Origin of the sequence: Sphingomonas daechungensis (assembly GCF_014489495.1) — a bacterium.
Taxonomy (GTDB): domain Bacteria; phylum Pseudomonadota; class Alphaproteobacteria; order Sphingomonadales; family Sphingomonadaceae; genus Sphingomicrobium; species Sphingomicrobium daechungense.
Genome location: NZ_CP060781.1, coordinates 84,008 through 107,890, shown reverse-complemented (window position 1 = coordinate 107,890; position 23,883 = coordinate 84,008). Strand labels below are relative to the sequence as shown.

The 23,883-nt window shown below is 63.4% G+C and carries 18 protein-coding genes and 6 pseudogenes; 9 read left to right on the top strand and 15 right to left on the bottom strand.

What is annotated here, in order from left to right:
• Positions 1-164: 164 nt before the first annotated feature.
• The 3 genes and pseudogenes from H9L15_RS18230 to H9L15_RS16290 form a co-directional block, all read right to left on the bottom strand.
• On the bottom strand, positions 165-821 hold the full coding sequence (locus H9L15_RS18230; protein WP_223276757.1) for a family 1 glycosylhydrolase: 657 nt from the start codon (positions 819-821) through the stop codon (positions 165-167).
• 121 nt (positions 822-942) lie between these two features.
• Positions 943-2,127: a UDP-galactopyranose mutase gene (glf, locus tag H9L15_RS16295; RefSeq protein ID WP_187716050.1), complete on the bottom strand. Its 1,185-nt coding sequence runs from the start codon at positions 2,125-2,127 to the stop codon at positions 943-945.
• Positions 2,124-3,337, bottom strand: a pseudogene (locus H9L15_RS16290) (glycosyltransferase family 1 protein). Before H9L15_RS16290 ends, glf begins: the two are co-directional and overlap by 4 nt.
• Positions 3,338-3,620: 283 nt before the next feature.
• Here H9L15_RS16290 and H9L15_RS16285 point away from each other — a divergent pair.
• The 4 genes and pseudogenes from H9L15_RS16285 (at position 3,621) to H9L15_RS16270 (ending at position 6,943) form a co-directional block, all read left to right on the top strand.
• A pseudogene (locus H9L15_RS16285) lies at positions 3,621-5,103 on the top strand (acyl-CoA carboxylase subunit beta).
• Positions 5,104-5,384: 281 nt separating this feature from the next.
• Positions 5,385-5,845: pseudogene (locus H9L15_RS16280) on the top strand (OsmC family protein).
• Positions 5,842-6,260, top strand: a pseudogene (mce, locus tag H9L15_RS16275) (methylmalonyl-CoA epimerase). Before H9L15_RS16280 ends, mce begins: the two co-directional pseudogenes overlap by 4 nt.
• Positions 6,260-6,943, top strand: coding sequence for an alpha/beta hydrolase (locus H9L15_RS16270; protein WP_223276756.1), 684 nt, complete (start codon positions 6,260-6,262; stop codon positions 6,941-6,943). The pseudogene mce and the gene H9L15_RS16270 overlap by 1 nt, the downstream one beginning before the upstream one ends.
• On the opposite strand, the gene H9L15_RS16265 is transcribed toward H9L15_RS16270, so the two are convergent.
• The 9 genes and pseudogenes from H9L15_RS16265 to H9L15_RS16225 form a co-directional block, all read right to left on the bottom strand.
• A complete protein-coding gene (locus tag H9L15_RS16265) occupies positions 6,924-8,930 on the bottom strand; it encodes an acetyl-CoA carboxylase biotin carboxylase subunit (RefSeq protein ID WP_187716048.1) in 2,007 nt (668 codons plus the stop codon). The two genes, H9L15_RS16270 and H9L15_RS16265, sit on opposite strands and share 20 nt — an antisense overlap.
• Positions 8,931-8,943: 13 nt before the next feature.
• On the bottom strand, positions 8,944-9,333 hold the full coding sequence (locus tag H9L15_RS16260) for a lysozyme inhibitor LprI family protein (protein ID WP_187716047.1): 390 nt from the start codon (positions 9,331-9,333) through the stop codon (positions 8,944-8,946).
• Complete coding sequence (gene scpA / locus H9L15_RS16255; protein ID WP_187716046.1) at positions 9,330-11,462, bottom strand: methylmalonyl-CoA mutase; 2,133 nt, start codon at positions 11,460-11,462, stop codon at positions 9,330-9,332. The genes H9L15_RS16260 and scpA overlap by 4 nt, the downstream gene beginning before the upstream one ends.
• A 45-nt stretch (positions 11,463-11,507) precedes the next feature.
• A complete protein-coding gene (locus tag H9L15_RS16250) occupies positions 11,508-11,912 on the bottom strand; it encodes an alpha/beta hydrolase (protein WP_187716065.1) in 405 nt (134 codons plus the stop codon).
• A gap of 643 nt (positions 11,913-12,555) precedes the next feature.
• Complete coding sequence (locus H9L15_RS16245) at positions 12,556-14,070, bottom strand: AMP-binding protein (protein ID WP_223276755.1); 1,515 nt, start codon at positions 14,068-14,070, stop codon at positions 12,556-12,558.
• On the bottom strand, positions 14,067-14,459 hold the full coding sequence (locus H9L15_RS16240; RefSeq protein ID WP_187716045.1) for a RidA family protein: 393 nt from the start codon (positions 14,457-14,459) through the stop codon (positions 14,067-14,069). The genes H9L15_RS16245 and H9L15_RS16240 overlap by 4 nt, the downstream gene beginning before the upstream one ends.
• Positions 14,456-15,603 (bottom strand): annotated as a pseudogene (locus H9L15_RS16235) (acyl-CoA dehydrogenase family protein). Before H9L15_RS16235 ends, H9L15_RS16240 begins: the two are co-directional and overlap by 4 nt.
• Before the next feature lie 143 nt (positions 15,604-15,746).
• Positions 15,747-16,556, bottom strand: coding sequence for an enoyl-CoA hydratase family protein (locus H9L15_RS16230; protein WP_187716044.1), 810 nt, complete (start codon positions 16,554-16,556; stop codon positions 15,747-15,749).
• Complete coding sequence (locus H9L15_RS16225) at positions 16,553-17,320, bottom strand: SDR family NAD(P)-dependent oxidoreductase (RefSeq protein WP_187716043.1); 768 nt, start codon at positions 17,318-17,320, stop codon at positions 16,553-16,555. The genes H9L15_RS16230 and H9L15_RS16225 overlap by 4 nt, the downstream gene beginning before the upstream one ends.
• Positions 17,321-17,381: 61 nt before the next feature.
• On the opposite strand from H9L15_RS16225, the gene H9L15_RS16220 reads away from it, so the two are divergent.
• Genes H9L15_RS16220 through H9L15_RS16200 form a run of 5 tightly spaced genes read left to right on the top strand, consistent with a single transcriptional unit; the run spans position 17,382 to position 21,699 of the window.
• On the top strand, positions 17,382-18,059 hold the full coding sequence (locus tag H9L15_RS16220; protein ID WP_187716042.1) for a type 1 glutamine amidotransferase: 678 nt from the start codon (positions 17,382-17,384) through the stop codon (positions 18,057-18,059).
• 31 nt (positions 18,060-18,090) lie between these two features.
• Complete coding sequence (locus H9L15_RS16215; protein WP_187716041.1) at positions 18,091-19,203, top strand: S-(hydroxymethyl)glutathione dehydrogenase/class III alcohol dehydrogenase; 1,113 nt, start codon at positions 18,091-18,093, stop codon at positions 19,201-19,203.
• 11 nt (positions 19,204-19,214) lie between these two features.
• Complete coding sequence (locus H9L15_RS16210) at positions 19,215-19,601, top strand: VOC family protein (RefSeq protein ID WP_187716040.1); 387 nt, start codon at positions 19,215-19,217, stop codon at positions 19,599-19,601.
• Between the two features lie 2 nt (positions 19,602-19,603).
• Entirely contained in the window at positions 19,604-20,443 is an 840-nt protein-coding gene (gene fghA, locus H9L15_RS16205) for an S-formylglutathione hydrolase (protein WP_187716064.1), read from the top strand.
• On the top strand, positions 20,437-21,699 hold the full coding sequence (locus H9L15_RS16200) for an MgtC/SapB family protein (protein WP_187716039.1): 1,263 nt from the start codon (positions 20,437-20,439) through the stop codon (positions 21,697-21,699). Before fghA ends, H9L15_RS16200 begins: the two co-directional genes overlap by 7 nt.
• A 326-nt stretch (positions 21,700-22,025) precedes the next feature.
• On the opposite strand, the gene H9L15_RS20690 is transcribed toward H9L15_RS16200, so the two are convergent.
• The 3 genes and pseudogenes from H9L15_RS20690 to H9L15_RS16190 all read right to left on the bottom strand — a co-directional run bounded on the left by H9L15_RS20690 (position 22,026) and on the right by H9L15_RS16190 (position 23,883).
• Complete coding sequence (locus H9L15_RS20690; RefSeq protein WP_398287044.1) at positions 22,026-22,481, bottom strand: LytR/AlgR family response regulator transcription factor; 456 nt, start codon at positions 22,479-22,481, stop codon at positions 22,026-22,028.
• Positions 22,479-22,691: pseudogene (locus H9L15_RS19230) on the bottom strand (LytR/AlgR family response regulator transcription factor); the annotation flags it as partial. The gene H9L15_RS20690 and the pseudogene H9L15_RS19230, both read right to left, overlap by 3 nt.
• A 109-nt stretch (positions 22,692-22,800) precedes the next feature.
• Positions 22,801-23,883, bottom strand: a complete 1,083-nt coding sequence (locus H9L15_RS16190) for a sensor histidine kinase (protein ID WP_187716037.1) — start codon at positions 23,881-23,883, stop codon at positions 22,801-22,803.

Genomic DNA, 23,883 nt, shown 5'->3' with positions numbered 1-23,883 from the left:
TCGGTACCGCTCCCAGATCTCGCGAAGGCGCAGCCCTGGACCGACCTTGGACCGGAGCTTGGCGACGCGGACCGCCTCGACGTCGACATAGGTGTCACGCCCGTTGGAGCCGGGCTCGACGTCCGGATATCGCTCGGTGCGGTGATCGAGGAAGCGGTCGCTGGTCAGGTAGTGGTCGAAACCGATGATGTCCGGCCGCCCTCGCCCGTAGCCAGCTCGTCGAGCACCTCCTGGGACGCGGCCTTGTTGCCGAGCCAGCGCCGGAACTGGTGTCCCTCAACCACTCGGCCGAACAACAGGTCGAAGGTCAGCCAGCGCCGGCCATTGTCATGCTCGGCTTGATAGGCGAGTTCCGGCGTCGAAAAGGTTTGACCGACATCCTCGGTCGCGATCAGCTTCGAGTGAGGGCTGTCCTTGCGGATCGCCCGCATCGCGCGAAGGGTCCCCAAACACTGATTCACCGTCGCCCGGAACGCGGAATTGATGTCGTGAAGGTGCGGGTGCCAATGCCCGTAAAGGCAGGAGAAGCGAGCCGTCGTGAACGGCTCGTTCACCGGCGTCCACATGTCGATCCACGGATAGCGCTTCGCAACCCGAGTGGCGTACGCCGCCAGCTTGTCGGCGAAATCGGGATCGAGAAGGCTCGTATATCTGGGCCCCGCCCCGTGATGGACCAGGCCGGCAATGATCTTCATGCCGTGGTCGCGAAGGCGTTTCAGCCGCTCGTCGTGCCACGAGAAATCGAGTTCGTCCGGGCTCTCTGGAGCGACCGTCTCCCAGATGATCGGATAGCGAACCGCCTTGACGCCGAGATCGGCCATGGCGTCGATGTCGGATAACCTCGACGCATGACCGGTCTCGACGACCTGGTTGCGGAATTCGTCGCCGATCCGGACGACGCTGCATTCGACGCCGCCCAGAGTTCCAGCGCGGGAGGCTTCACTAGGCCGCTTCGACCGCTTCCGGCTGCGGCCGCTCCTTGCTCAGCTTTTCGTCCATGCGCCGGAACGTTGCGAGCGCCTGCCCGACGATCTGGTCCATGTTGTAGTAGCGGTAGGTCGCCAGCCGCCCGACAAAGGTCACATTGTCGGTCGCGTCGGCCAGCGCCTCGTACTGCTTGAACAGTTCCTGGTTCTCCGGCCGCGGGATCGGGTAATAGGGATCGCCCTCCGCCGAAGGATATTCATAGGTTATCGTAGTCACGGGCGCAGTCTGTCCGGTCAGGTGTTTGTACTCGCTGATCCGGGTGAACGGCACATCCTCGTTCGGATAGTTCACCACCGCGACCTCCTGGAACTGCTCCTGCTCCAGGGTCTGGTGGTCGAACTTCAGGCTGCGATACGGCAGCTTGCCGAAGCGGAAGTCGAAATATTCGTCGATCGGCCCCGTGTAGATGAGGTGATCGGCGATCTCGAAGGCGTTGTCCTTGAGCTCGGCGAAATCCACGCCCGTCCGGATATCGATGAGCGGATGGTCGAGCATCCGCTCGAACATCTTCGTATAGCCTTCCAGCGGCATGGCCTGGAACGTGTCGCCGAAATAGCGATCGTCCGTATTCGTCCGCGTCGGGATCCGGGACGTAACCTGCTTGTCGAGCTCCGACGGGTCCAGGCCCCACTGCTTGCGGGTGTAGCCGCGAAAGAACAGCTGATAGAGCTCGCGCCCAACGGCGTTGATCACAACGTCCTCGGACGTCTGGATGTCCGCTACCGGCTCCGCCCGCGAAGCGAGATACTCCGCCGCCTGTTCGTCGGTCTGAAGGTCAAGGCCAAACAGCTTGTTCAACGTCGTCCGGTTGATCGGAATCGGAACCAGCTGCCCGCGCACATGCGCCAGTACCTTGTGCTCGTACGGTCGCCATTCCGTGAACTGCGAGAGATAGTCGAACACCTGCTCGCTGTTCGTGTGAAAGATGTGCGGCCCGTACTTGTGGTACAGGATGCCCGCCGCGTCCTTCTCGTCGTAGGCATTGCCGCCGACATGCGGCCGACGATCGATCAGGAGGACACGCGCGCCACGCTGGCTGGCAAGTCGCTCGGCAATCACGGAGCCGGCGAAACCGGCTCCGACGATGAGATAATCGTATTTGGCCGGGCTGCCTGGCGGAGTGAAGCTGAACGCGTTCATTCGGCGGCCACCAGCAGAGCCGGCGCCTCCTCGTCGGCACGTTCGCCCAGCACGTTGGCGATCAGCCCGGACATTCGCGCCTGCGTCGTGTCCCAGCTCGTCGCCGAGAGCATCAGATCCGCCTCGGCGAGCCAGTCGCCACCTTCGCGCGACTGTTCCAGCGCCTTTTCGCAGCAATGGACGAAGCCGTCCGCGTCGTGGGCAATGTGGACGCCCTGCAGATGCCCATAGGTCCGAACCACGTCGCGAACTGGCGTCGACACCACCGGCTTTCCGCCCGCAAGATATTCGGGGTCTTGGTTGGCGAGATGAATTGCGTGGATTCATTCATCGCGAACGGCATCAGCGCCACGTCCCAGCCGGACAGGTACACCGGAAGCTGCTCGTAGGTTTTCCCGCCCAGGTAGTGGATGTTCGCGGCGCGCGGCAGCTCATCCTCGCCGATCTTTACGACCGGACCGACCATGACGAACGACCAATCCGGTCGCATGTCCGCCATTTCGCGCAACAGGTCGATGTCGAACCGCTCGTCGATGACACCGTAGAAGCCGAGGCGCGGGTGCTTCAGCTCCACCTGGTCAACGGGCTGCTCCAGCTCACGACGCGCCTTGGCGAAGTGCGGGCGATCGACCGAGGACGGGAAGCAATGGACGCTGTGGTGGCGGCTCTTCTTCGCCTCGTAGAGGCTGGCGCCGCCGGTAAAGACCAGGTCCGCCTGGTCGATCAATTCTTGCTCCAGGTCGAGCAGACGCTCGGGTGCGAAGCGGAACTTGGAAAGCTCGTCCATGCAGTCGTAGATTGTCGCGGTGGCGTCGAGATGCCGCGAGAACGGCAGCATCATCGGCGTGTAATACCAGGTGATGAGCGGACGGGCGCAGACGCTCACGTGCGCGTCCAGCAGCCGGCGCAGCGTTTGCTCACGCTGTTCCTCGCTCAGTCCCTCCGGAATGTGAGGGGTCGCGATCCGCACCGCAGGGAAGTCTTCGGCCTGACGCACGCGCAGATAGGCGGTCTCCCGCTTGGCGACCTCGATCGGCTCTTCCCAGAAGATGACCGTCATCTCCCGCGCGAAGCGGCTCATGATGTGCTGCGGGCGCTGGAAGACGAAATCCCACCGCAAGTGCGAAAAACAAAGCAAAGTTGGACGTGATGGATCCGGCGCCGAATAGTCGGCCTCAGACGCAACAGGGACACCGGCGCTCGTAAGCATTTTAGACGTAACCTCCCGTTTTTCGGAAACTTAAGCTTCCAACGGTGGCACGCGGTTACGGTTCCGGAACCTTGACCGAGATTAAGACGAATGGAGCCATGTTGCGGTGCACAATGCGCTCAACTGCGATTCGTCAGCGCCCAAATGAAAATTTAACCGGAAACGAAGCGGCTTGCCGGCGGTCATTGACCGTGCCGGGCGACCGTGGAAGGACGCTGAGCCAAGGAGATTGGCCTTGGCCACAACAATCGAAGAACTCGAAAAGCGCCGTGCCGCGGCGCAGATGGGCGGCGGCGAGAAAAGGATCGCCGCCCAGCACGCCAAGGGCCGCCTGACCGCCCGCGAGCGGCTGAGCGTCCTCCTCGATGAGGGCAGCTTCGAAGAATATGACATGTACGTCGAGCACAATTGCGTCGACTTCGGCATGCAGGACCAGACCTTCCCCGGCGACGGCGTGGTCACCGGCTCCGGCACGATCAATGGCCGCCTGGTCTACGTCTTCGCGCAGGACTTCACCGTGTTCGGCGGCTCCTTGTCCGAGCGGCACGCTCAGAAGATCTGCAAGGTCATGGACATGGCGATGAAGGTCGGCGCGCCGGTGATCGGTCTCAACGACAGCGGCGGCGCCCGCATCCAGGAAGGCGTTGCGTCCCTCGCCGGCTATGCCGAGGTCTTTCAGCGCAACGTCCTCGCTTCGGGCGTCGTCCCGCAGATCAGCCTCATCATGGGCCCATGCGCGGGCGGCGCGGTCTATTCGCCAGCGATGACCGACTTCATCTTCATGGTGAAGGACAGCTCGTACATGTTCGTCACCGGCCCGGACGTGGTGAAGACGGTCACCAACGAGGTCGTGACCCAGGAAGAGCTTGGCGGCGCAATCACCCACACCACCAAGTCGGGCGTTGCCGACGTCGCGTTCGAGAACGACATCGACGCTTTGCTGGCGACCCGCGAGTTCTTCGACTTCCTGCCGCTGTCGAACCGCCACGATTTGCCGGAGCGGCCGACCAGCGATGCAGGCGACCGCATCGACGAAAGCCTCGACACGCTGATCCCGCCGAGCGCTAACCAGCCGTACGACATGCACGAGCTGATCCGGAAGGTCGCCGACGAGGGCGAATTCTTCGAGCTTCAGCCCGGACATGCCGCCAACATCATCGTCGGCTTCTGCCGCATCGAGGGACGCACGGTCGGCGTCGTCGCCAACCAGCCGATGGTCCTCGCCGGCGTGCTCGACATCGCCAGTTCGAAGAAGGGCGCCCGCTTCGTCCGCTTCTGCGATGCTTTCGAGATTCCGATCCTGACCTTCGTCGACGTGCCGGGCTTCCTCCCGGTGTCGCGCAGGAGCATAACGGCATCATCAAGAACGGCGCCAAGCTGCTCTTCGCCTATGCCGAGGCGACCGTCCCGAAGATCACCGTCATTACCCGCAAAGCCTATGGCGGCGCCTACGACGTCATGGCCTCCAAGCACCTCCGCGGCGATTTGAATTACGCCTGGCCGACCGCCGAAATCGCGGTGATGGGCGCCAAGGGCGCGGTCGAGATCATCTTCCGCAAGGACATCGGCGATGCCGAGAAAATCGCCGAACGCACCCGCGAATATGAAGAGCGCTTCGCCAACCCTTCGTCGCCGCGAGCAAGGGCTTCATCGACGAAGTGATCATGCCCCACTCGACGCGGCGCCGGGTCGCACTCGGACTACGCAAGCTGCGCAACAAGCAGTTGGAGAACCCGTGGAAGAAGCACGACAACATTCCGCTGTAGATCCGGATTCGGTCACGCCCGAGGAGATCGGCCTCGCACTTCTGGCGGGCTGGCTGGATCGCCGTGGCAGCTGGAATCGTCTGCCAGATCATGTTGGGCGGCCGATATGCCTTACTGGGCATTCTGGCGTTCGCATTATCCAGAGCGCTGATGAGGATCTGGCAGCTCGCACGCCGGCAGTCCTTCCCTCGAAACAAGGCATCTTCCCGGATGATTAGGGGTCTCGCGATCTTCTGGCTGTTCCTCTCGCTCTGCTTGAGCCTACCGTTCTGGGCTGTGAAATGAGCACCTACACCGCCACCATCCGCTGGACCCGCAAGGACGAGAGCGACTTCCTCAAAGGCCAGTACAGCCGCGCGCACACGTGGCAGTTCGACGGCGGCGTGACCGTCCCTGCCTCCCCAGCCCACATGTCGTGCCGCAGCCCTGGTCCGACCTCAATGCGGTCGATCCCGAGGAGGCCTTTGTGGCGTCCCTCTCCTCCTGCCACATGCTCTTCTTCATCGACTTGGCCCGCCGGGCGCGGTTCGTTATCGACAGCTACGTGGACAATGCCGAGGGCGTGCTCGACAAGCGCCCGGACGGCCGCATGGCCATGACCCGAGTCACCCTCCGACCGCAGGTTCAATGGGGCGGCGAAAGCCAGCCCGACGCCGCCGCCATCGCCGACCTCCACCACCGCGCCCACGAAGCCTGTTTCATCGCCAATTCGGTGACCTCGGAAGTGACAATCGAACAATGAAGCTTGGCCGCCTGAACCATGTCGGCGTTGCCACGCCCTCGATCGAGCAGAGCCTCGAACTCTATCGCACTCTCTTCAACGCCGAGCCGCACGGCCCGGCCTTCGACCTCCCGCGCAGGGCGTTCGCGTGTGTTTCGTCGATACTCCGAACTCGCAGATCGAATTGATCGAGCCGCTCGGTGAGAACTCCCCAATCGCGAAGTTCCTCGAGAAGAACCCGCTAGGCGGCCAGCATCACGTCTGCTTCGAAGTTCCCGAAATCCACACAGCCAAAGCCGAGTTCGAAGCGAAAGGCGCCCGCGTCCTTGGCGAACCTCGCATCGGCGCCCATGGCACCCTGGTGTTCTTCGTCCACCCCAAGGACATGGGCGGAGTGCTAACGGAAATCATGGAGACTCCGAAATCCGCGCATTGATGCGAGCGTTGATCGTGGCCGGTGCGGCGTTGCTCGCGATGCCGGCCGGATCGGGTGAAGCGCGGACGCCTGCGGTCGTCCAGCAGGTGACGCCGAAGGCGTTCTCCTATGTTCCGGCAAACCTCACGGCTCCTGCCCCGCTGGTCGTGCTGCTGCATGGCGCCGGTGGCGACGCGCGCAATTTCCTCCGCCAATTTGAGCGTGACGCCGACGAGCGCGGCGTGATCCTGCTTTCCGTCCAGTCAGCCGGCCGCACATGGGCACAGCGCAAGCCTACTGACGAGGAAAAGGACGTTGCCGACATAAAGGCTGCGATCGTAGCGCTGTCCTCACGGTCCCAGGTCGCGGACGGTCGGACTTCGGTCATGGGATTCTCCGACGGCGCGAGCTACGCGCTATCGATCGGCCTCGCCTATCCGGAGCTGTTCCGCACCATTGTCGCCTTCTCGCCCGGCTACGCCTTTGGCCCCGCTGAGCTCGACACGACGCAACGCATCTTCATCGCGCATTCCCGCCGTGACCCCGTGCTTCCCGCCGCCAACGTCCGCGCGATGGTAAAGGCGTTCGAGGAAGCCGGCTACGCGCCAGAGGTAAACTGGTTCAACGGCGGCCACGAAATCGACCCACAGCTCAGAAAACTGGCATTCGACTTCGCGCTCGCGCCTACTCAAACTCCACGATGACCTGATCGACGGCGACGCTTTCGCCGGCTTTCACCGGTGTCGCCTTGACCGTCGCGGCCTTGGGCGCGCGGAGGATGTTTTCCATCTTCATCGCTTCCATGATCGCCACCGTCTGGCCCGGCTCGACCTGGTCGCCGGTCTTCACGTCAAGGCGCGTCACCAGGCCCGGCATTGGCGCGAGCAGCAGCCGTGAGAGGTCGGGCGGCGCCTTTTCGATCATGTGCACCGACAACTCGGCGACGTGCGGGTCGAGCACTTGAACCTTGTGTGTCGCACCGCGTGTCGCAAGCTCCCACTTGCGGCCCTGACGGTCGACCTGCACCGTCCGTTGGCGTCCGCCGATGGTCAGGCCCAGCAGCCGTTGGCCCGGCGTCCAGCTGCCGAAAATCTCGACCGGCGCGCCGCCGTCGACGCTCGCCATCGTCCCGCCCTCGAACGGCTCGATGTGCACTCGGTGGACGGCCCCGCCGATCTTCACCGCGTGGTCACGCGGCGGTTCGATGTTCGTGTCGAGCTGGTCGCTGATCAGGCCCGCGCGCGCTTCCCGCGTCGTCTCGATCATCGCGGCGATGGCGGCGAGGTCGGCGATCAGCTGTTCGTCAGCCGGAGCGCCCTCGAAGCCTTCCGGATATTCCTCGACGATGAAGTTGGTGGTGATGTTTCCTTCGCGGAAGCGCGGGTGCTGCATCAGCGCGGAGAGGAAATCGACGTTGTGGCCGATGCCGTCGATCTCGAACGCGTCGAGCGCCGCAACCTGCGCGTCGATCGCGGCTTCGCGGGTCGGCGCCCAAGTGACCAGCTTGGCGATCATCGGGTCGTAGAACATCGAAACTTCGCCGCCTTCGAACACGCCATCGTCGACGCGGACGACGATGCCGTCGCGCTTCTGAGGTGAAGGCCGATAGCGGACGAGGCGGCCGGTCGAGGGCAGAAAGCCGCGATATGGGTCTTCGGCATAGACGCGGTTCTCGACGGCCCAGCCGTTGAGCTTCACGTCGTCCTGCTTGAGCTTCAATTTCTCGCCCGCTGCGACGCGGATCATCTGCTCGACGAGGTCGAGGCCGGTGACTTCCTCGGTCACCGGATGCTCGACCTGCAGCCGTGTGTTCATCTCGAGGAAGTAGAAGCTCTTGCCACTCGTGTCCGCGCCGGAAACGATCAGCTCGACCGTGCCCGCGGAATAATATCCGACCGCGCGGGCGAGGGCGACGGCCTGCTCGCCCATCGCCTTGCGCATTTCCGGCGTGACGAAGGGCGACGGCGCCTCCTCGACTACTTTCTGGTGGCGGCGCTGGATCGAGCATTCGCGCTCGCCAAGATAGAGAATGTTGCCGTGCTGGTCGCCGAGCACCTGGATCTCGATGTGGCGCGGCTGCTCGATGAACTTCTCGATGAAGACGCGGTCGTCGCCGAAGCTGTTGAGGCCTTCGCGCTTGGTGGCGTCGAAGCCCTCGCGCACATCCTTCTCCGACCACGCTAGGCGCATGCCCTTGCCGCCGCCGCCGGCGGAGGCCTTCATCATGACCGGATAGCCAATGTCCTTGGCAATCTTCACCGCATCGTCGGTCGTAGCGATGTCGCCGAGATAGCCGGGGACGACGTTCACGCCCGCTTTCTGCGCGAGCTTCTTGGACTCGATCTTGTCGCCCATCGCGGCGATCGCCTTGGGCGGCGGACCGATGAAGGCGATGCCGGCCTTTTCGAGCGCCTTGGCGAAGGTCGTGCGCTCCGACAGGAAGCCGTAGCCGGGATGCACCGCTTCGGCGCCGGTCGCCTTGCAGGCATCGATGATCAGCTCGGCCTTGAGGTAGGATTCCGACGCGGGCGGCGGGCCAAGTCGAACCGCTTCGTCGGCCATGCGAACATGCGGCGCGCGAGCGTCAGCATCGGAGTAAACCGCGACCGTCTTGATGCCCATGCGCTTCGCCGTGCGAATGACGCGGCAGGCGATTTCCCCGCGATTGGCGATCAGGATTTTCTTGAACATCAGTACCGGAACCTCACAGGGGCTCGTCGCTATTGGGATTGATCGTCAACGTCCGCAATTCCTCGGTGCGTGCACGGGTCATTCCAAACATGCAAACGTAGTAGTTCATTGGCGCGATCGTCCCGGCGGAAATCCGGGCCGATGTCTCACAGCTTTGTTCGCGGTACATCAGCCAGGCGCGTTGTGCTTTCAACAAAGTATCAGCGCTGGCGCCTCGGTATGATGGCCACTCGCTCATGGCTTTGTCGTGGCGCCGAAGCGTTGCGAGCGTCTTTGTCCACTGGACGTTAAGTTCGCGATCGGCCTGCTTGTAATATCTCGCTGCACATTCGTTCAGTTCGCGCTGCGATCCGTCACAAGTTTCCGGCTCGGGAGCTGCGACCGCCAACAACAATGCAATCACTCAGCGGCCTCATCGAGCGGCGGGCGGTTGTGGCCGAGCAGGCGCAACACTTCGTCGGCCGCGTCGGCGAGGTTCGTGCCTGGGCCGAAGATCGCCTGCACGCCCGCCGCGCGTAGGAGCGCATAATCCTGTGCGGGAATGACGCCGCCGGCAACGACCTTGATGTCAGCGCGGCCCATGTCTTTCAGCGCCTCGATCATTTCCGGAATGAGCGTGCGGTGGCCTGCGGCGAGCGACGACGCGCCGACGACGTCGACATCATTCTCAATCGCCATTTGCGCGGTCTCGCGCGGGGTCTGGAACAAGGGTCCGGGGATTACTTCGAAGCCGAGGTCGGTGAACGCCGACGACACGAGGTTAGCGCCGCGGTCGTGGCCGTCCTGACCCATCTTGGCGATCATGATTCGCGGCTTGCGGCCGAGCCGATCGGCGACCGAGCGCGTTCCGCCTTCCGCAGCTTTCCAGCGGTCGTCGTTGCGCGTCTTGCCGTAGATGTCGCGCACCGGTTCGGGCGTCGTGTGGTAGCGGCCGAAGGCGCGCTCCAGCGCGTCCGAAATCTCGCCGAGCGTCGCGCGTTCGCGCGCTGCCGCGACGCTCAGTTCGAGCAGGTTCGCATTGCCGCGCGCGCCTTCTTCCAACGCCGTGAGTGCCACGCGCACCTTGTCCTCGTCGCGTGACGCGCGCGTCTTTTCGATCCGCGCAATCTGGCCGGCCCGAACGCGGGCGTTGTCGACCTCGAGAATGTCGACCTCCGGCTCATTTTCCAGCCGGTAGCGGTTGACGCCCACGATCACCGTTTCGCCCGTATCGACCTTCGCTGCACGAGCCGCGGCCGCTTCTTCGATGCGATGCTTCGGCAGTCCTTCGGCGACCGCCTTGGTCATCCCACCGTGCTGCTCGACTTCCTGGATCAGCGCCCACGCGCGCTCTTCCAGCTCTCGGGTCAGTTTTTCGACATACCAGCTTCCGCCGAGCGGGTCGGCGACGGCGGTGATGCCGCTCTCCTCGGCTAGGATCAGCTGCGTGTTGCGGGCGATGCGCGCGCTGAAATCGGTCGGCAGCGCAATTGCTTCGTCGAAGCTGTTGGTGTGCAGCGACTGCGTGCCGCCGAGCACCGCCGCCAGCGCCTCGACCGTGGTGCGCACGATATTGTTGTACGGGTCCTGCTCGGTGAGGCTGACGCCCGACGTCTGGCAGTGCGTGCGCAGGCGCTTGGACTCGTCCTTCTGCGCGCCGAGGTCGGTCATGATCCGGTGCCAGAGCGTGCGCGCCGCGCGCAGCTTCGCGACCTCCATGAACAGGTTCATGCCGATGCCGAAGAAGAAGCTGAGGCGTCCGGCGAAGGCGTCGATTTCGAGCCCCTGCTTCATCGCCGCGCGCGCATATTCCATGCCGTCAGCGAGCGTGTAGGCGAGCTCCTGCACCGCCGTCGCCCCGGCCTCGTGCATGTGATAGCCGCTGATCGAGATCGAGTTGAACTTCGGCATCTCGCGAGCGCAGAAAGCGATCACATCCGACACGATCCGCATGCTCGGCTCGGGCGGATAAATGTAGGTGTTGCGGACCGCGAACTCTTTGAGAATGTCGTTCTGGATCGTGCCGGTCAGCTGCGCGTGCGGGACGCCCTGTTCCTCGCCCGCAACGATGAAGAAAGCCATGACCGGAAGCACCGCGCCGTTCATGGTCATGCTGACCGACATCTCGCCGAGCGGGATGCCGTCGAACAGAACCTTCATGTCCTCGACGCTGTCGATCGCGACGCCCGCCATGCCGACGTCGCCCGCAACGCGCGGATTGTCGCTGTCGTAACCGCGGTGGGTGGCTAGGTCGAAGGCGACGCTCAGCCCCTTCTGACCCGCGGCGAGGTTGCGGCGGTAGAAGGCGTTGGACTCTTCGGCGGTCGAAAAGCCGGCGTACTGGCGGATCGTCCACGGCCGGCCCGCGTACATCGTTGCATAGGGGCCGCGGGTGAACGGAGCGACGCCCGGATAGCCGCTGTCGATGCCGGCGTCGGGTCCGTAGACATTGTCGAGGCGGATGCCCTCGAAGGTCTCGCGCGTCAGATCCTTGCCCCGCGACTCCTTCGCAGCGAGCGTCTCCCAGGCGGATTTGGTCGGCTTGTCGGTCACCGCGAAGCCACTAGCGCGGGCCGCGGCGAACCTCCACCCTTGCCGCTACGGCGCGAGCGCGAAGTCGAAGGCGGCTTTCTTGAGCTGTGGATCGATTTCGTGACCGCCGTTGAACCAATGAACCTCCGGTTCGAAGCCGGCGCGCTCCAGTCCCTCGACCATCCGCCGCGTGTTGTCTGCCGGCAGGATCGGGTGGCGGCGGCCATGCGAGATGAAGATGCGCTGCGTCGTATCGAGATTCCACGGCGCGAAGGCATAACCGGGTGAGAAGGCAACGATGGTGCGGAAGAGCTTCGGATAAGCCATCCCGACGGACAGTGCGTAACTGGCGCCGTCAGAGAAACCCATTACGACTGTGCGCTCTGGTGCGATCAAAGTTTTCCCCGACAAGCTCGCGATCGCCGCCTTGATGTTGGCGACGTCCGCTTCCCCGTCCCTCGGCTTCCGCAGCGCCCAGGTTTTGCCGGTAGATTGGACCGATAAGAGAAGTACGCCCTTCGAGCTCGCATCCCGCTTGAACTTTCAATGAATTCGCGAGCGTCACCACTCGCGCCGTGCAACAAGACGATTAGAGGCGCAGGGTCCGACAAGTTCGCTGGCACATAAAGATAAGCTTTGGGACTCACGAGCTGCACAGATTCGTAGGAGTGCGCCAAAGTCGGCTGCGAAAGCACCGAAAAGATCACAAGCACCAAAGAAACACCTGAAGTGACTTTGATTTAAAAAGAATATTGGTAGTATTACGGAAAAACAGGACACTCTTGATCTCGCCGATTCTGTCTTCTTTTGAGAAAGGCTTCGTGACTTCGTAATGGAAAGGGAACTTGTCGCATGCTATAGCATTTTTCTAACCAGACACTGGACGGTAACGGGATTTGGCCATTGACCTAGGTAGGCGAGCACCGAAAGGATGAAGGTGCCACGTCAGCTATCCGACCGTTCTTTGCGCTCGGTTCAGGAACGCTCCCCGGCCTGCCCGCTCCAGTGTCGTCTTTCCCGTGCTTGAACCGATGGCGATTCAACCTGGGTCACCTCCTTAATTCGCTTCGCCGGAGCTTACCCGTCGCCGTCTTCGGCAAGGCCTCCACGAATTCTATCTCGCGGGGTATTTGTAGGGGGCGATCTGGTCTTTCACGAAGGACTGGAGCTTTTCCTTTAGCTCGGGGCTGGGTTCGGCGAAGTCGGCGAGGACGATGAAGGCTTTCACCTTCTGGCCGCGCTCGGCGCAGGGGATGCCGATGACGGCGCATTCGGTGACCGCGGGGTGCGCCAGGAGGGCGTTTTCGACTTCGGGAGCACCGATGTTGTAGCCGGAGCTGACGATCATGTCGTCGCTGCGGGCGAGGTACCAGTAGTAGCCGTCGGCGTCGCGACGGTAGGTGTCGCCGGTGATGTTCCAGCCGTTCCCGACGTATTTCGCCTGACGTTCGTCATCGAGGTAGCGGCAGCCGGTCGGTCCCTTGATCGCGAGCCTGCCTTCGCCTTCTTCCATCGGTTTGCCGGCGTCGTCGAGGATGGTCGCGGTGTAGCCCGGAACCGCTTTACCGGTTGAGCCGGGGCGAATGTCCTCGCCAGCCGCAGAGACGAAGATGTGCATCATCTCGGTTGAGCCGATGCCGTCGGTTATCTTGATGCCCGTCCGCTCATGCCAAGCACGCCAAGTCGCTTCGGGCAGATGCTCGCCGGCGGAGATGCAGTAGCGCAGGAGCTTCAGAGCCTCGTCGAGACCGGATTGCGACAGCATCGCCTTGTAGGCGGTCGGTGCGGTGCCGAGGTGTGTCACGCCGTGCTTCACCATCGCTTCGATCATCTTCGGCGGCGTTGCCTGCTCGATCGTCGCGGCAGCGGCGCCGAAACGCAGCGGGAACATCAAGGTGATACCGAGACCGAAGGTGAAGGCCATCGGCGCGCTGGTCATGAACACGTCGCCCGGCTTCGGTCCGACGAGGTGCTTCGCGAACGTGTCGCACGGCGCGAGAATGTCGCGGTGGAACTGGACGCAGCCCTTGGGCACGCCGGTCGTGCCGCTGGTGAAGGCGATCAGCGCGGGGTCGTCGCGGTGCGTGTCCACTGGCGTGAGCGGTTCGAGCGGTCCCGTGCGGGATTCCAGTTCGCCGTGCCCGTAGTCGCCGTCGTATTTGACGATGTGCTTGACGAAGTGGGTCTGGTCGACCGCCTCACGGAAGTCGCCGATGAAGCGGCTGTCGACGATGGCGTGACTGATCTGCGCGCGTTCGATCACCGTCGCGATCTCGCCCGGGCGCAGCAGCGGCATGGTCGAGACGACGACTCCGCCGGCTTTCAAGACACCGAGCCAGGCGGCGAAGATGGTGTATCCATTCGGCCCGCGCAGGAGCACGCGCTTGCCCGGAATGAGCCCCTCTTCCTCGACCAGCAGGCGCGCAATGCGGCCGCTGAAATTGTCGAGGTCGGCGTAGGTCCAGCGGCCATGATCGTTGACGATCGCAAGCGCGTCGGGCGCTCCGCCTTTCAACAATTCGGCGGCTGCGTTCAGGCGATCCGGATACTGAACTTCGGGCAGATCAAAGCGAAATTCCGGAAGCTGATCCGGAGCGGGCAATCGTTCTTCGACGAACCGGTCTCTCACTCCGGTACCACCGCCGTCGCCTCGATTTCGACCTTGGCCTGCCGCTCGACCAGCCGAACGACCTCGACCAGCGCCATCGCCGGATAATGCTTGCCCATGATCTCGCGCCAGGCCGCGCCGATTTCCTTCGCGCTTTCGAGATATTCGTCGATCGAGGTCACGTAGCAAGTCAGGCGCACAATTCGCGAGGCGTCGGCGCCGTCGCAGGCGAGGATGGCGACGATGTTACGCAGCGCCTGCGCGAACTGGTCGGCAATGCGATTGGACGCGAAGCGCTCGTCCTTGTCCCAGCCGATGACACCGGCGGTCACCACGACCCGCCCACGCGCGGCCATGCCGTTGGAATAGCCCTTCGGCCGGGGCCAGCCGGGCGGCTGGAGCGTTTTCATGCGCGATGTTCCTTGAGCAGATCGCGGGCGATGATCTGGCGCTGCACCTCGCTGGCACCTTCGTAGATTCGGAGCGCGCGGATCTCGCGATAGAGTTCTTCGACCTTGGCGCCCTTCGTGACGCCCATGCCGCCGTGCATCTGCACCGCCGCGTCAATCACCTGCTGGGCGGATTCCGTCGCAGTCAGCTTGGCCATGGCGGCCGCACGGCGATGATCGGTTCCGCCGACGTCTTGCTGCCACGCCGCCCGATAGATCAGCAGCGCCGACGCATCGATGGCGGTCGCCATGTCGGCGAGCTTGGCCTGCGTCACGGCATTTTCGGCGAGCTTGCCGGTGCCGAGGCGGCGGTTCGACGAAAAGGCCAGCGCTTCGTCCAGCGCCCGTCGCGCGAAGCCAAGCGCCGCAGCGCCGACGGTCACGCGGAACAGGTTCAGCGTTTCCATGCCAACGCGAAAGCCTTCGCCCGGTTCGCCGACAATCGCATCCGCAGGGATTCGGACATTGTCATACTTGAGGCGCGCCAAGGGGTGGGCGGCAATGGCGTCGATGCGCTCGACGATTTGGACACCGCCGGCCGGCACAATGAAGGCGGATAGCCCCGCGATCCTTCGCCCTCACCGGTGCGCGCGAAGGTCAGATAGAAGTCTGCAATGCCGCCGTTGGAAATGTAGGTCTTCTCGCCGACCAGCACCCATTCGTTGCCGTCGCGCATCGCCGAGCTCGCCATGTTCGCCGCGTCCGATCCGCATTCGGGTTCGGTCATGGCAAAGGCAGCCACGGCCTTGCCGCTGGCGACACGCGGAAGCCATTCGCGCTTCTGCTCGATGGTGCCGAACAGGCTGATCGCCCCGGAGCCGAGCCCCTGCATGGCGAAAGCGAAATCGGCGAGGCCGTGATAGCGCGCGAGGATCTCGCGGCAGATGGCGAGGCTGCGGACGTCAGGTCGAGAATCCCCATCGCCGACGCACAACTTCAGGAAACCCGCGCTCCCCAGCTCCTGCACGAGCGAGCGGCAAGCCTCGTCCGGGTCGGCGGCTTCGGCATCGTGAATCGTAGCTTCGCACCAAGCTTCGAGTTCCGCCGCCAGCGCACGGTGTCGCTCCTCGAAGAAGGGCCAGGCGAGGAAAGTGCGATCGCTCACCGCGAATGTTCCCAATGTTCGCAGTGACGAGCATGATTCCGCGACGGAACACGAGCTGCGTTCGAGCTGACATTCGACCGAAAAGATGCGCGGCTCGACATCGGACGACGCCTAACCCAAATCATAGGCTGTAGGACAGCCGGTCAATCGCCCTTGAACTCCGGCTTCCGCTTGTTGGCGAAGGCCTCGTAGGCGCGGTGGAAGTCTTTGGTCTTCATGCAGATCGCCTGCGCCTGCGCCTCCATCGTGATCGCCTCATCGATGGACACATGCCATTCGGCATCGAGCTGGCGCTTGGTCATCGCGTGCGCGAAGGTCGGACCGCGTGCGAGCTCCAGCGCAAGCGCATTCGCTTCCGCCAGAACGTCCTCGACCACGCGGTTCCAGAAGCCCCAGGCGAGGCCTTCGTCGGCGCCCATAGACCGGCCCGTGAACAGCAGTTCCGACGCGCGTCCGTGACCGATGATGCGCGGCAGGATCGCGCATGCGCCCATGTCCGCACCGGACAGGCCGACGCGTGTAAACAGAAATGCGGTCTTGGCGCTTGGCGAGGCGAAGCGGATGTCGCTCGACATCGCCAGGATCGCTCCCGCGCCAGCGCAGACGCCTTCGACAGCGGCAATGATCGGTTGCGGGCAGGCACGGATGGCTTTGACAAGGTCGCCGGTCATCGTCGTGAACTGCAACAGGCCGGAGTCATCCATTCTGGTCAGCGGGCCGATGATCTCGTGCACGTCGCCGCCAGAGCAGAAATTGCCGCCCTCGCCGCAAATGACGACGACCTTGACGTCCTTCGCATCAGTCAGCGCGCGAAAGGTATCGCGAAGCTCGGCATAGCTTTCGAACGTCAGCGGGTTCTTGCGCTCTGGCCTGTTGAGCGTGACCGTCGCGACGCCGCCTTCGAACTTCCACAGGAAGTGTTCGGGGCGAAACGTCGCAGGATCGAATCTCACGCGGCCGTGCCCCCATCGATGGTGATCGCCGCCCCGTTGATGTCGCGACTGAGCGGCAGGCAGACCGTCAGCACCAAATTGGCGATCGCCGTCGGATCGACCAGCCGGCCGCTCGCATTCATGTTGGTGATCGCCGACCGCGCGAAATCGTCGCCCTTCCCCGTAATCTGCGACACGCGCGATACGGATTGGTCCGTCATCGGCGTATCGACATAGCCCGGGCAGATCGCGTTCACAGTCATCCTGGACTTGGCATACTCCGCCGCCATCGACCGCATCAGGCCGAGCAATCCGTGCTTCGATGCAGCATAGTGCGCCGCGTAAGGAACGCCGCGCAGGCTGGCCACCGAAGCAATGAACACGACGCGGGCATCTTCGGCCTGGAGCAGGTCCGGAAGGCCGGCCTGAACCGTGTCGAAGGCGCCGGTCAGATTGACCGCAATGATGCGATCCCAGCTCTCTCGGGTCATCTTGTGGAAGGGCGCGCTCTCAGCGATCCCGGCGTTGACGATCAGAAGATCAATCAGGCCATTGGCAGTCCGCGCCTGCTCGAACGCGCGCGTGATGTTGTCGTGGTCCGTCACGTCGCACTGAACCGGTGTCCCGCCGACGGCACTGGCGACGTCGCACAGGGGCTCCAGCCGGCGTCCGAGCAGCGAAATTCGTGCGCCCGCCGCATGGAGAAGCTCCGCGGTTGCGGCGCCGATGCCGGTGCCGCCGCCGGTGATCAGCGCGTGACGGCCTTCGAGCGGTCTGTCAGTCATCGCTCTCCCCTTTCACGCAAACGCATTGGCCGAAGCCAAATCCGGTGGCAAGGCGGCGGCCATGAAGCTTGCAATCCTGGAGACGGGGCGCGCGCCCGGCCGGCTTGCCGAGGAGTTCGGCAGTTACCCCGCAATGTTCGAAGCGATGCTCGGCCCTGGGTTCGAGATCGAGGTGTTCGACGTGCAGGCCGGCGAGTTGCCCGATCCCGGCAAGCATGATGCCTGCCTGGTCACGGGGTCGCCGGCGGGCGTGTACGACCCGCTTCCGTGGATTCCCGGCCTGCTGGAGTTCATCCGCGCGGCGAAAGACAGCCGCATGGTCGGGATCTGCTTCGGGCACCAGGCAATGGCGGAAGCGCTCGGAGGGCGCGTCGAGAAGTCCGACAAAGGCTGGGGCGCAGGCCTTCATCGTTACGACATCGTCCATCGGGAGCCATGGATGGATAGTGCGACCACGATCGCCGCGCCCGCCTCGCACCAGGATCAAGTGATAATTCAGCCATCGGATACCGAAATTATTGCGCGGTCCGATTTCACACCGTTCGCCGGTCTCGCCTGGACCGACCGGCCCGCTATCTCCTTCCAATTCCACCCGGAGTTTTCTCCGGCATTCGCCAAGGCGCTGATCGAGAAGCGCTACGATGTCGTCCCTGACCCGGACGCGGCGATTGCCTCGCTGGACGCTCCGAACGACAATGCGCGCGTTGGCGGTTGGATCAGGCGCTTCTTGGAGGCATAGGCACGGCCAGACCGATTGGGGGAACCGACTCATGAAGACCCGCGCAGCCGTAGCTTTCGAGGCGAAAAAGCCGCTCGAAATCGTCGAACTCGACCTCGAAGGTCCGAAGGAAGGCGAAGTCCTGGTCGAGATCATGGCGACCGGCATCTGCCACACCGACGCCTACACGCTCGATGGCTTCGACAGCGAAGGCATCTTTCCCTCGGTCCTCGGCCACGAGGGCGCGGGCGTCGTTCGCGAAGTCGGGCCGGGCGTCACCAGCGTGAGGCCCGGCGACCACGTCATCCCGCTCTACACGCCGGAGTGCGGCAAGTGTAAAACCTGCCTGTCGGGCAAGTCCAACCTCTGCACCGCGATCCGCGCAACCCAGGGCAAGGGATTGATGCCGGACGGTACCAGCCGCTTCAGCTACCGTGGCGAGACCATCTACCACTACATGGGCTGCTCGACCTTTTCGAACTTCACCGTGCTGCCCGAGATCGCCGTCGCGAAGATCCGCGAGGACGCTCCGTTCAAGACCAGCTGCTACATCGGCTGCGGCGTGACCACCGGCGTCGGCGCGGTGATGAACACCGCCAAGGTCCAGCCGGGGGACAATGTCGTCGTCTTCGGTCTCGGCGGCATCGGCCTCAACGTCATCCAGGGCGCCAAGCTTGCCGGGGCGAATAAAATCCTCGGCATCGACATCAATCCCGACCGCGAGGAATGGGGCCGCCAGTTCGGCATGACCGACTTCCTCAACACCAAGGGCATGAGCCGCGAGGACACGGTCGCCAAGATCGTCGAGATCACCGATGGCGGCGCGGACTATAGCTTTGACGCGACCGGCAACACCGAAGTGATGCGGACCGCGCTCGAATGCTGCCACCGCGGCTGGGGTACGAGCGTCATCATCGGCGTTGCCGAGGCCGGCAAGGAAATCGCCACGCGACCGTTCCAGCTCGTCACCGGCCGCAACTGGCGCGGCACCGCGTTCGGCGGAGCCAAGGGCCGTACCGACGTCCCGAAGATCGTCGACATGTACATGGACGGGAAGATTGCCATCGACCCAATGATCACCCACGTGCTGACGCTCGACGAGATCAACAAGGGCTTCGACCTGATGCACGCGGGCGAGAGCATCCGGAGCGTAGTCGTCTACTAGGGAGAGGAATCATGTTCAGCCACGTCATGCTGGGATGCAGCGACCGCGAACGGTCGAAAAAATTCTACGACGCGACGCTGGGCGCGCTCGGGCTTTCGCCCGGCCAGGACTTCGGCAAGTCCGACTGGTGGATGACGAAGCAGGGCGCACTTGGAATCGGGGAGCCACTCAATGGTGAGGCGTGCAGCCACGGCAATGGTTCGACAATCGGCTTCGCCGCACCAAGCCCTGAGGCCGTCGATGCCTGGCATGCGGCCGGTCTCGCCAACGGCGGGACAGCGATCGAGGATCCGCCCGGAATCCGCGACGGCGGCTTCGGCAAGCTGTACCTTGCCTACCTGCGCGATCCCGACGGCAACAAGCTCTGCGGATTCTACCGGGTCCCGGCGGGCCAGTGAGTTTGGAAATCGTCAGCGACGTCCGGTCGCACGGCGGGCGCCAGCTTGTCGTGAAGCATGCGTCGGCCGCGACCGGCACGGACATGACGTTTTCGATCTTCCTGCCTCCGCAAGCCGAAGGCGGAGGGAAGCTCCCGGTCATTTGGTACCTGTCAGGCCTGACCTGCACGCATGCCAACGTGACCGAGAAGGGCGAATATCGAGCGGCGTGCGCTGAGCATGGCCTGATCTTCGTCGCGCCTGACACAAGCCCGCGCGGCGAAGGCGTCCCGGACGATCACTCCGGATCTTACGATTTCGGCCTCGGCGCCGGCTTCTATGTCGACGCGACACAGGAGCCTTTTGCGAAGAATTATCGCATGTGGACGTACGTCACCGAGGAACTTCCCGCACTTGTTGCGGCAGAGTTTCCGGCAGACATGGGTCGGCAAGGTATCACCGGTCATTCAATGGGAGGGCATGGCGCTCTGACCGTGGCTCTGAGCCATCCTGGCCGCTTCTCGAGCGTCTCGACCTTCGCTCCCATCGTCGCCCCGAGCCAGGTTCCGTGGGGTGAGAAAGCGTTGGGAGGATATCTCGGCGACGAGCCGGAGCAGTGGCGCCAGCATGACTCCGTCGCCTTGATTGAAGACGGCGCGAGACTGGATGAGCTGTTGGTGGACGTTGGCACGGCCGACCCCTTCCTCAATACGGAGCTGAAGCCGGAGCTTTTGCGGCGGGCCTGCGAGGATGCGGGCATCGACCTGCAGCTGAACCTCCGCGAAGGCTATGATCACAGTTACTATTTCATCTCGACCTTCATGTCGGCGCACCTCGCCTGGCACGCGGAGCGGCTTTGCTGATCGGCGCCTGGTACCTACAAGCGCTTGCGGTTGGCACCGCGATTGCCTGCGGCCTGCTGATCGGAATAGAGCGCGGCTTCACCCTTCGTAGCGAGAAGGAAGGCGCCCGTGTCGCCGGCGTCCGGACCTTCACCCTGATTGGAATGGCGTCTGGCCTTTCCGGTCTCATCAGTAGCCAGGGTCATCAACTGGCTGCCGGAGCCGTGGTCGCCGGAGCTGCGGCCGTCATGACAATCGGCTATGCGCACCGGGTCGACATCAATGATCGCCCCGACGCAACGAGTCCGATCGCGGCCATGGCGACCATCGCGCTTGGCTTCGTAGCGGGAAGTGGCAACCCGGCGCTCGCCATCGTCGGCGCAACACTCGTGACTCTCGTCCTCGCCCTGAAGGCAGAGGTGCACGATTTCATCGACCGGCTGGATCAGGAAGACGTGAAGGCCCTCGCCCGTTTTGCGGTGATCGCTGGCGCGATTCTGCCGTTCCTGCCGGATGGGCAATACGGTCCCTACGGAGCCTGGAACCCGCAGAAGCTTTGGCTCGTGGTGGTCCTCGTCACCGGTTTCTCATTCCTCGGATACGTGGCGAACCGCATTTTCGGGGAACGCCACGGGACCATCGCGACGGCCGTCATCGGCGGGCTGTACAGCTCGACCGCTGTAACCCAGTCGCTTGCCCAGCGTCTCGGCTCCGACCAGCGCGCGGGAGCCGAGCCGGCGGGCATCGCGCTCGCTTCTGCGATCATGTACCTGCGCGTGCTGGTGCTGGTGGGGCTAATCGCCACGCGGCTGCTCGTGCCGTTCGCTCTGATCGTCGCCCCGGCAGTGATCGTCGCTGCTCTGGCAGGATGGTGGCTTTACCGGAGTGCACCGCACAACGAAGGATCATCAGCGCCCGGCAATCCGATCGCGCTGCTGCCCGCACTTGCCTTCCTCGTCTTCGTCGCGGCCGCCGCCGCGGCGGGCGCCTGGGCGCAGGGCCGGTTCGGCGAACGAGGCATTGCCGTGCTGCTCTTGATTATCGGAACGATGGACGTCGATGTAGCAATCGTGACTGCCGGTGGTCTGCGTCCAGAGATGATCGGCGCCACATTTGCCGCGCTGGCCCTTGCCGGCACCATTCTCGCCAACATGGCGGTCAAGCTTGGCATTACCCTTGCCTACGCCCGGTCGAAGGGCAAATCCGCCGCACTCGCGCTCGCTGCAAGCATGCTGGCGCTGGCCGTCAGTATCGGGATTACTTTCCTGTCGCTCTAACGATCGCTCCGACTAACCGTCGGGAATCCGGCAGGATTGTCGTTGAAGGGACCCGAAACAGGCCGTTCACCGAACCAAACGTGCGAGTCGGCGAAAAGGCACTCCCGAAGCTAACTCCGGTCAACGTAACGCCTGGAGGAGCGACTAAGGCGTTTAGCGGTCGCCCCTGTGGAGTCCGGCATGAGTCGAGTTGAGCCAAGTTCAGTCTGGCAAAAGGTCGAAAGAAAGCCGTTCGATGACGGCAATCGCCGGTCGAACCGGAATTCGACCGTCCAGTCTGAACCGAGTAAGCCTGTCGCTCGCCCCAGGCCGGGCCTCTACTAGGATCAGATTCCTAGCGCCGCGCGCGTCGCCTTTTTGTACGTGCGGCTGACCGAAACGGCCGATCCATCCACGAGACGCAGCTGGAGGACGCCGAACTCCGTCCTGCCGACGCCCGCGACGGAATGTGTCGCCACAATCGCGCTGCGGTGGACTCGAAGGAATTTCTCCGGGTCGAGACGCGATTCGAGGTCCCGCAGGCTGTCGTGGATAAGGTAATCTCCGCCTTCAGCGTGAACGACGACGTAATCGCCCTCCGCCTGAAACCAGCGAACCTCACTGACCGGCACACGCGTGACATGTCCCCGCGAACTCACCCAGAGGTGCTTTTCGTAGCGTGATTGCTCCCGAGCTTCATCCTCGATCTGGAGCGACGTGAGCGCACCGCGCAATTCAGCGATACGTTCCCCGGCATCCCGGGTCTCGAGCGACCGCCGGGCACGATCGACGGCAATTGCCAGGCGCTCCTCATCTAACGGCTTGAGCAGATAGTCGATCGCGCCCTCCCGAAAGGCATCGACCGCGAAGCTCTCATACGCGGTGATGAATATGACTGCGGGAGGCGACGGAGAATCCAGCGCTTCGATGAGCTGTAGGCCCGACAGTTTCGGCATTCGGATATCGAGCAAGACTACGTCCGGGCTTAGTTCGGTGATAAGCTCAAGCGCCTCTTCTCCGTCCCTGCCGAACCGACGATCTCAATGTCATGCAGGTTGCCAAGAGCAATCTGCAAGCGGCGAACCGCGAGGGGCTCGTCGTCCGCAATCACGACGCGTAGCGTCAAGCCGCGGCCTTTTTCAGCGGCAGCGCGAATTCCACCCGATAGCCGTTCGGGCTCAGCGGCCCGTCGTCGAAAGTGTATCGGTCGCCGAAGCGGCTCGCGAGCCGTTTCTGGACGTTGACCAAGCCGATGCCTGTTCCCGGAAGACCTTTGCTTCCGGCTTTGCCGTCGTCGGTCACCGACAGTTGCAGCATCCCGCCAACATCTCGTGCCACGATTCTGATCGTCGTCCGTTCGTTGCTCGGCGCAACGGCATATTTGACCGCATTCTCCACAATTGGCTGGAGGATGAAGCTCGGGACAAGTGCGTTCCGCAACTCGTCGGGAATGTCGACTTCCACTGACAGGCGCTCCGGAAACCGAAGCTGCTCGATGTCGAAATAGAGCCGCTGGTGATCGACCTCGTGTTGGAGCTGGACGTCGTCCAGTGAATCGCCCGCCAATCCCTGCCGAAGGAACCCTGACAGCTTGCGGAGCATGGTTTCCGCGACGCGGGCGTTGCCGTCGAGCATCAAGGCGGCGATTGAGTTGAGCGTATTGAACAGGAAATGCGGATTGAGCTGGTACCGCAGCGCGCGCATCTGAGCCTCATGGGCGAGCGCCAAAGCCTCGGCACGAAGGCGCTGCTCACGCCGGGCGCGTAGATTGTATTGCAGCGCCAGCAGGCAGACTGCCCAGCCGAAGTAGATCCACACCCACGACGTTGCCGATCGAACCAGCTCCATGAGCATGGATCCCTCAATGGTCAGGGGCACGCCGGTGGCAACCTTCGAAAAGTAGACCGCGCCCGCCTGGATGAAGGCTGCCGGGAAGCACAATAGTCCCGCGATGAACAGCTGCGTCGCGAACCGTGAATCGCGGAACTGACCAAGAATGAAGTAGATGGCGGCGCAGATTGCGGCTCCCATTAGGGTCCAGCCGGTCCGAAGGACGACGACCGTAGCCAGCTGGGCTCTTTGAACGACGAAGTCGCGCGCCGTGAAGATGACATAATGGGCGACCCAGACCGCTACCGTCAGCGCGAGGGCTTCCCGCCGAAACGAGCGCCTTTCCGCACTACTGAAGACTTCCGGCCTCACCAT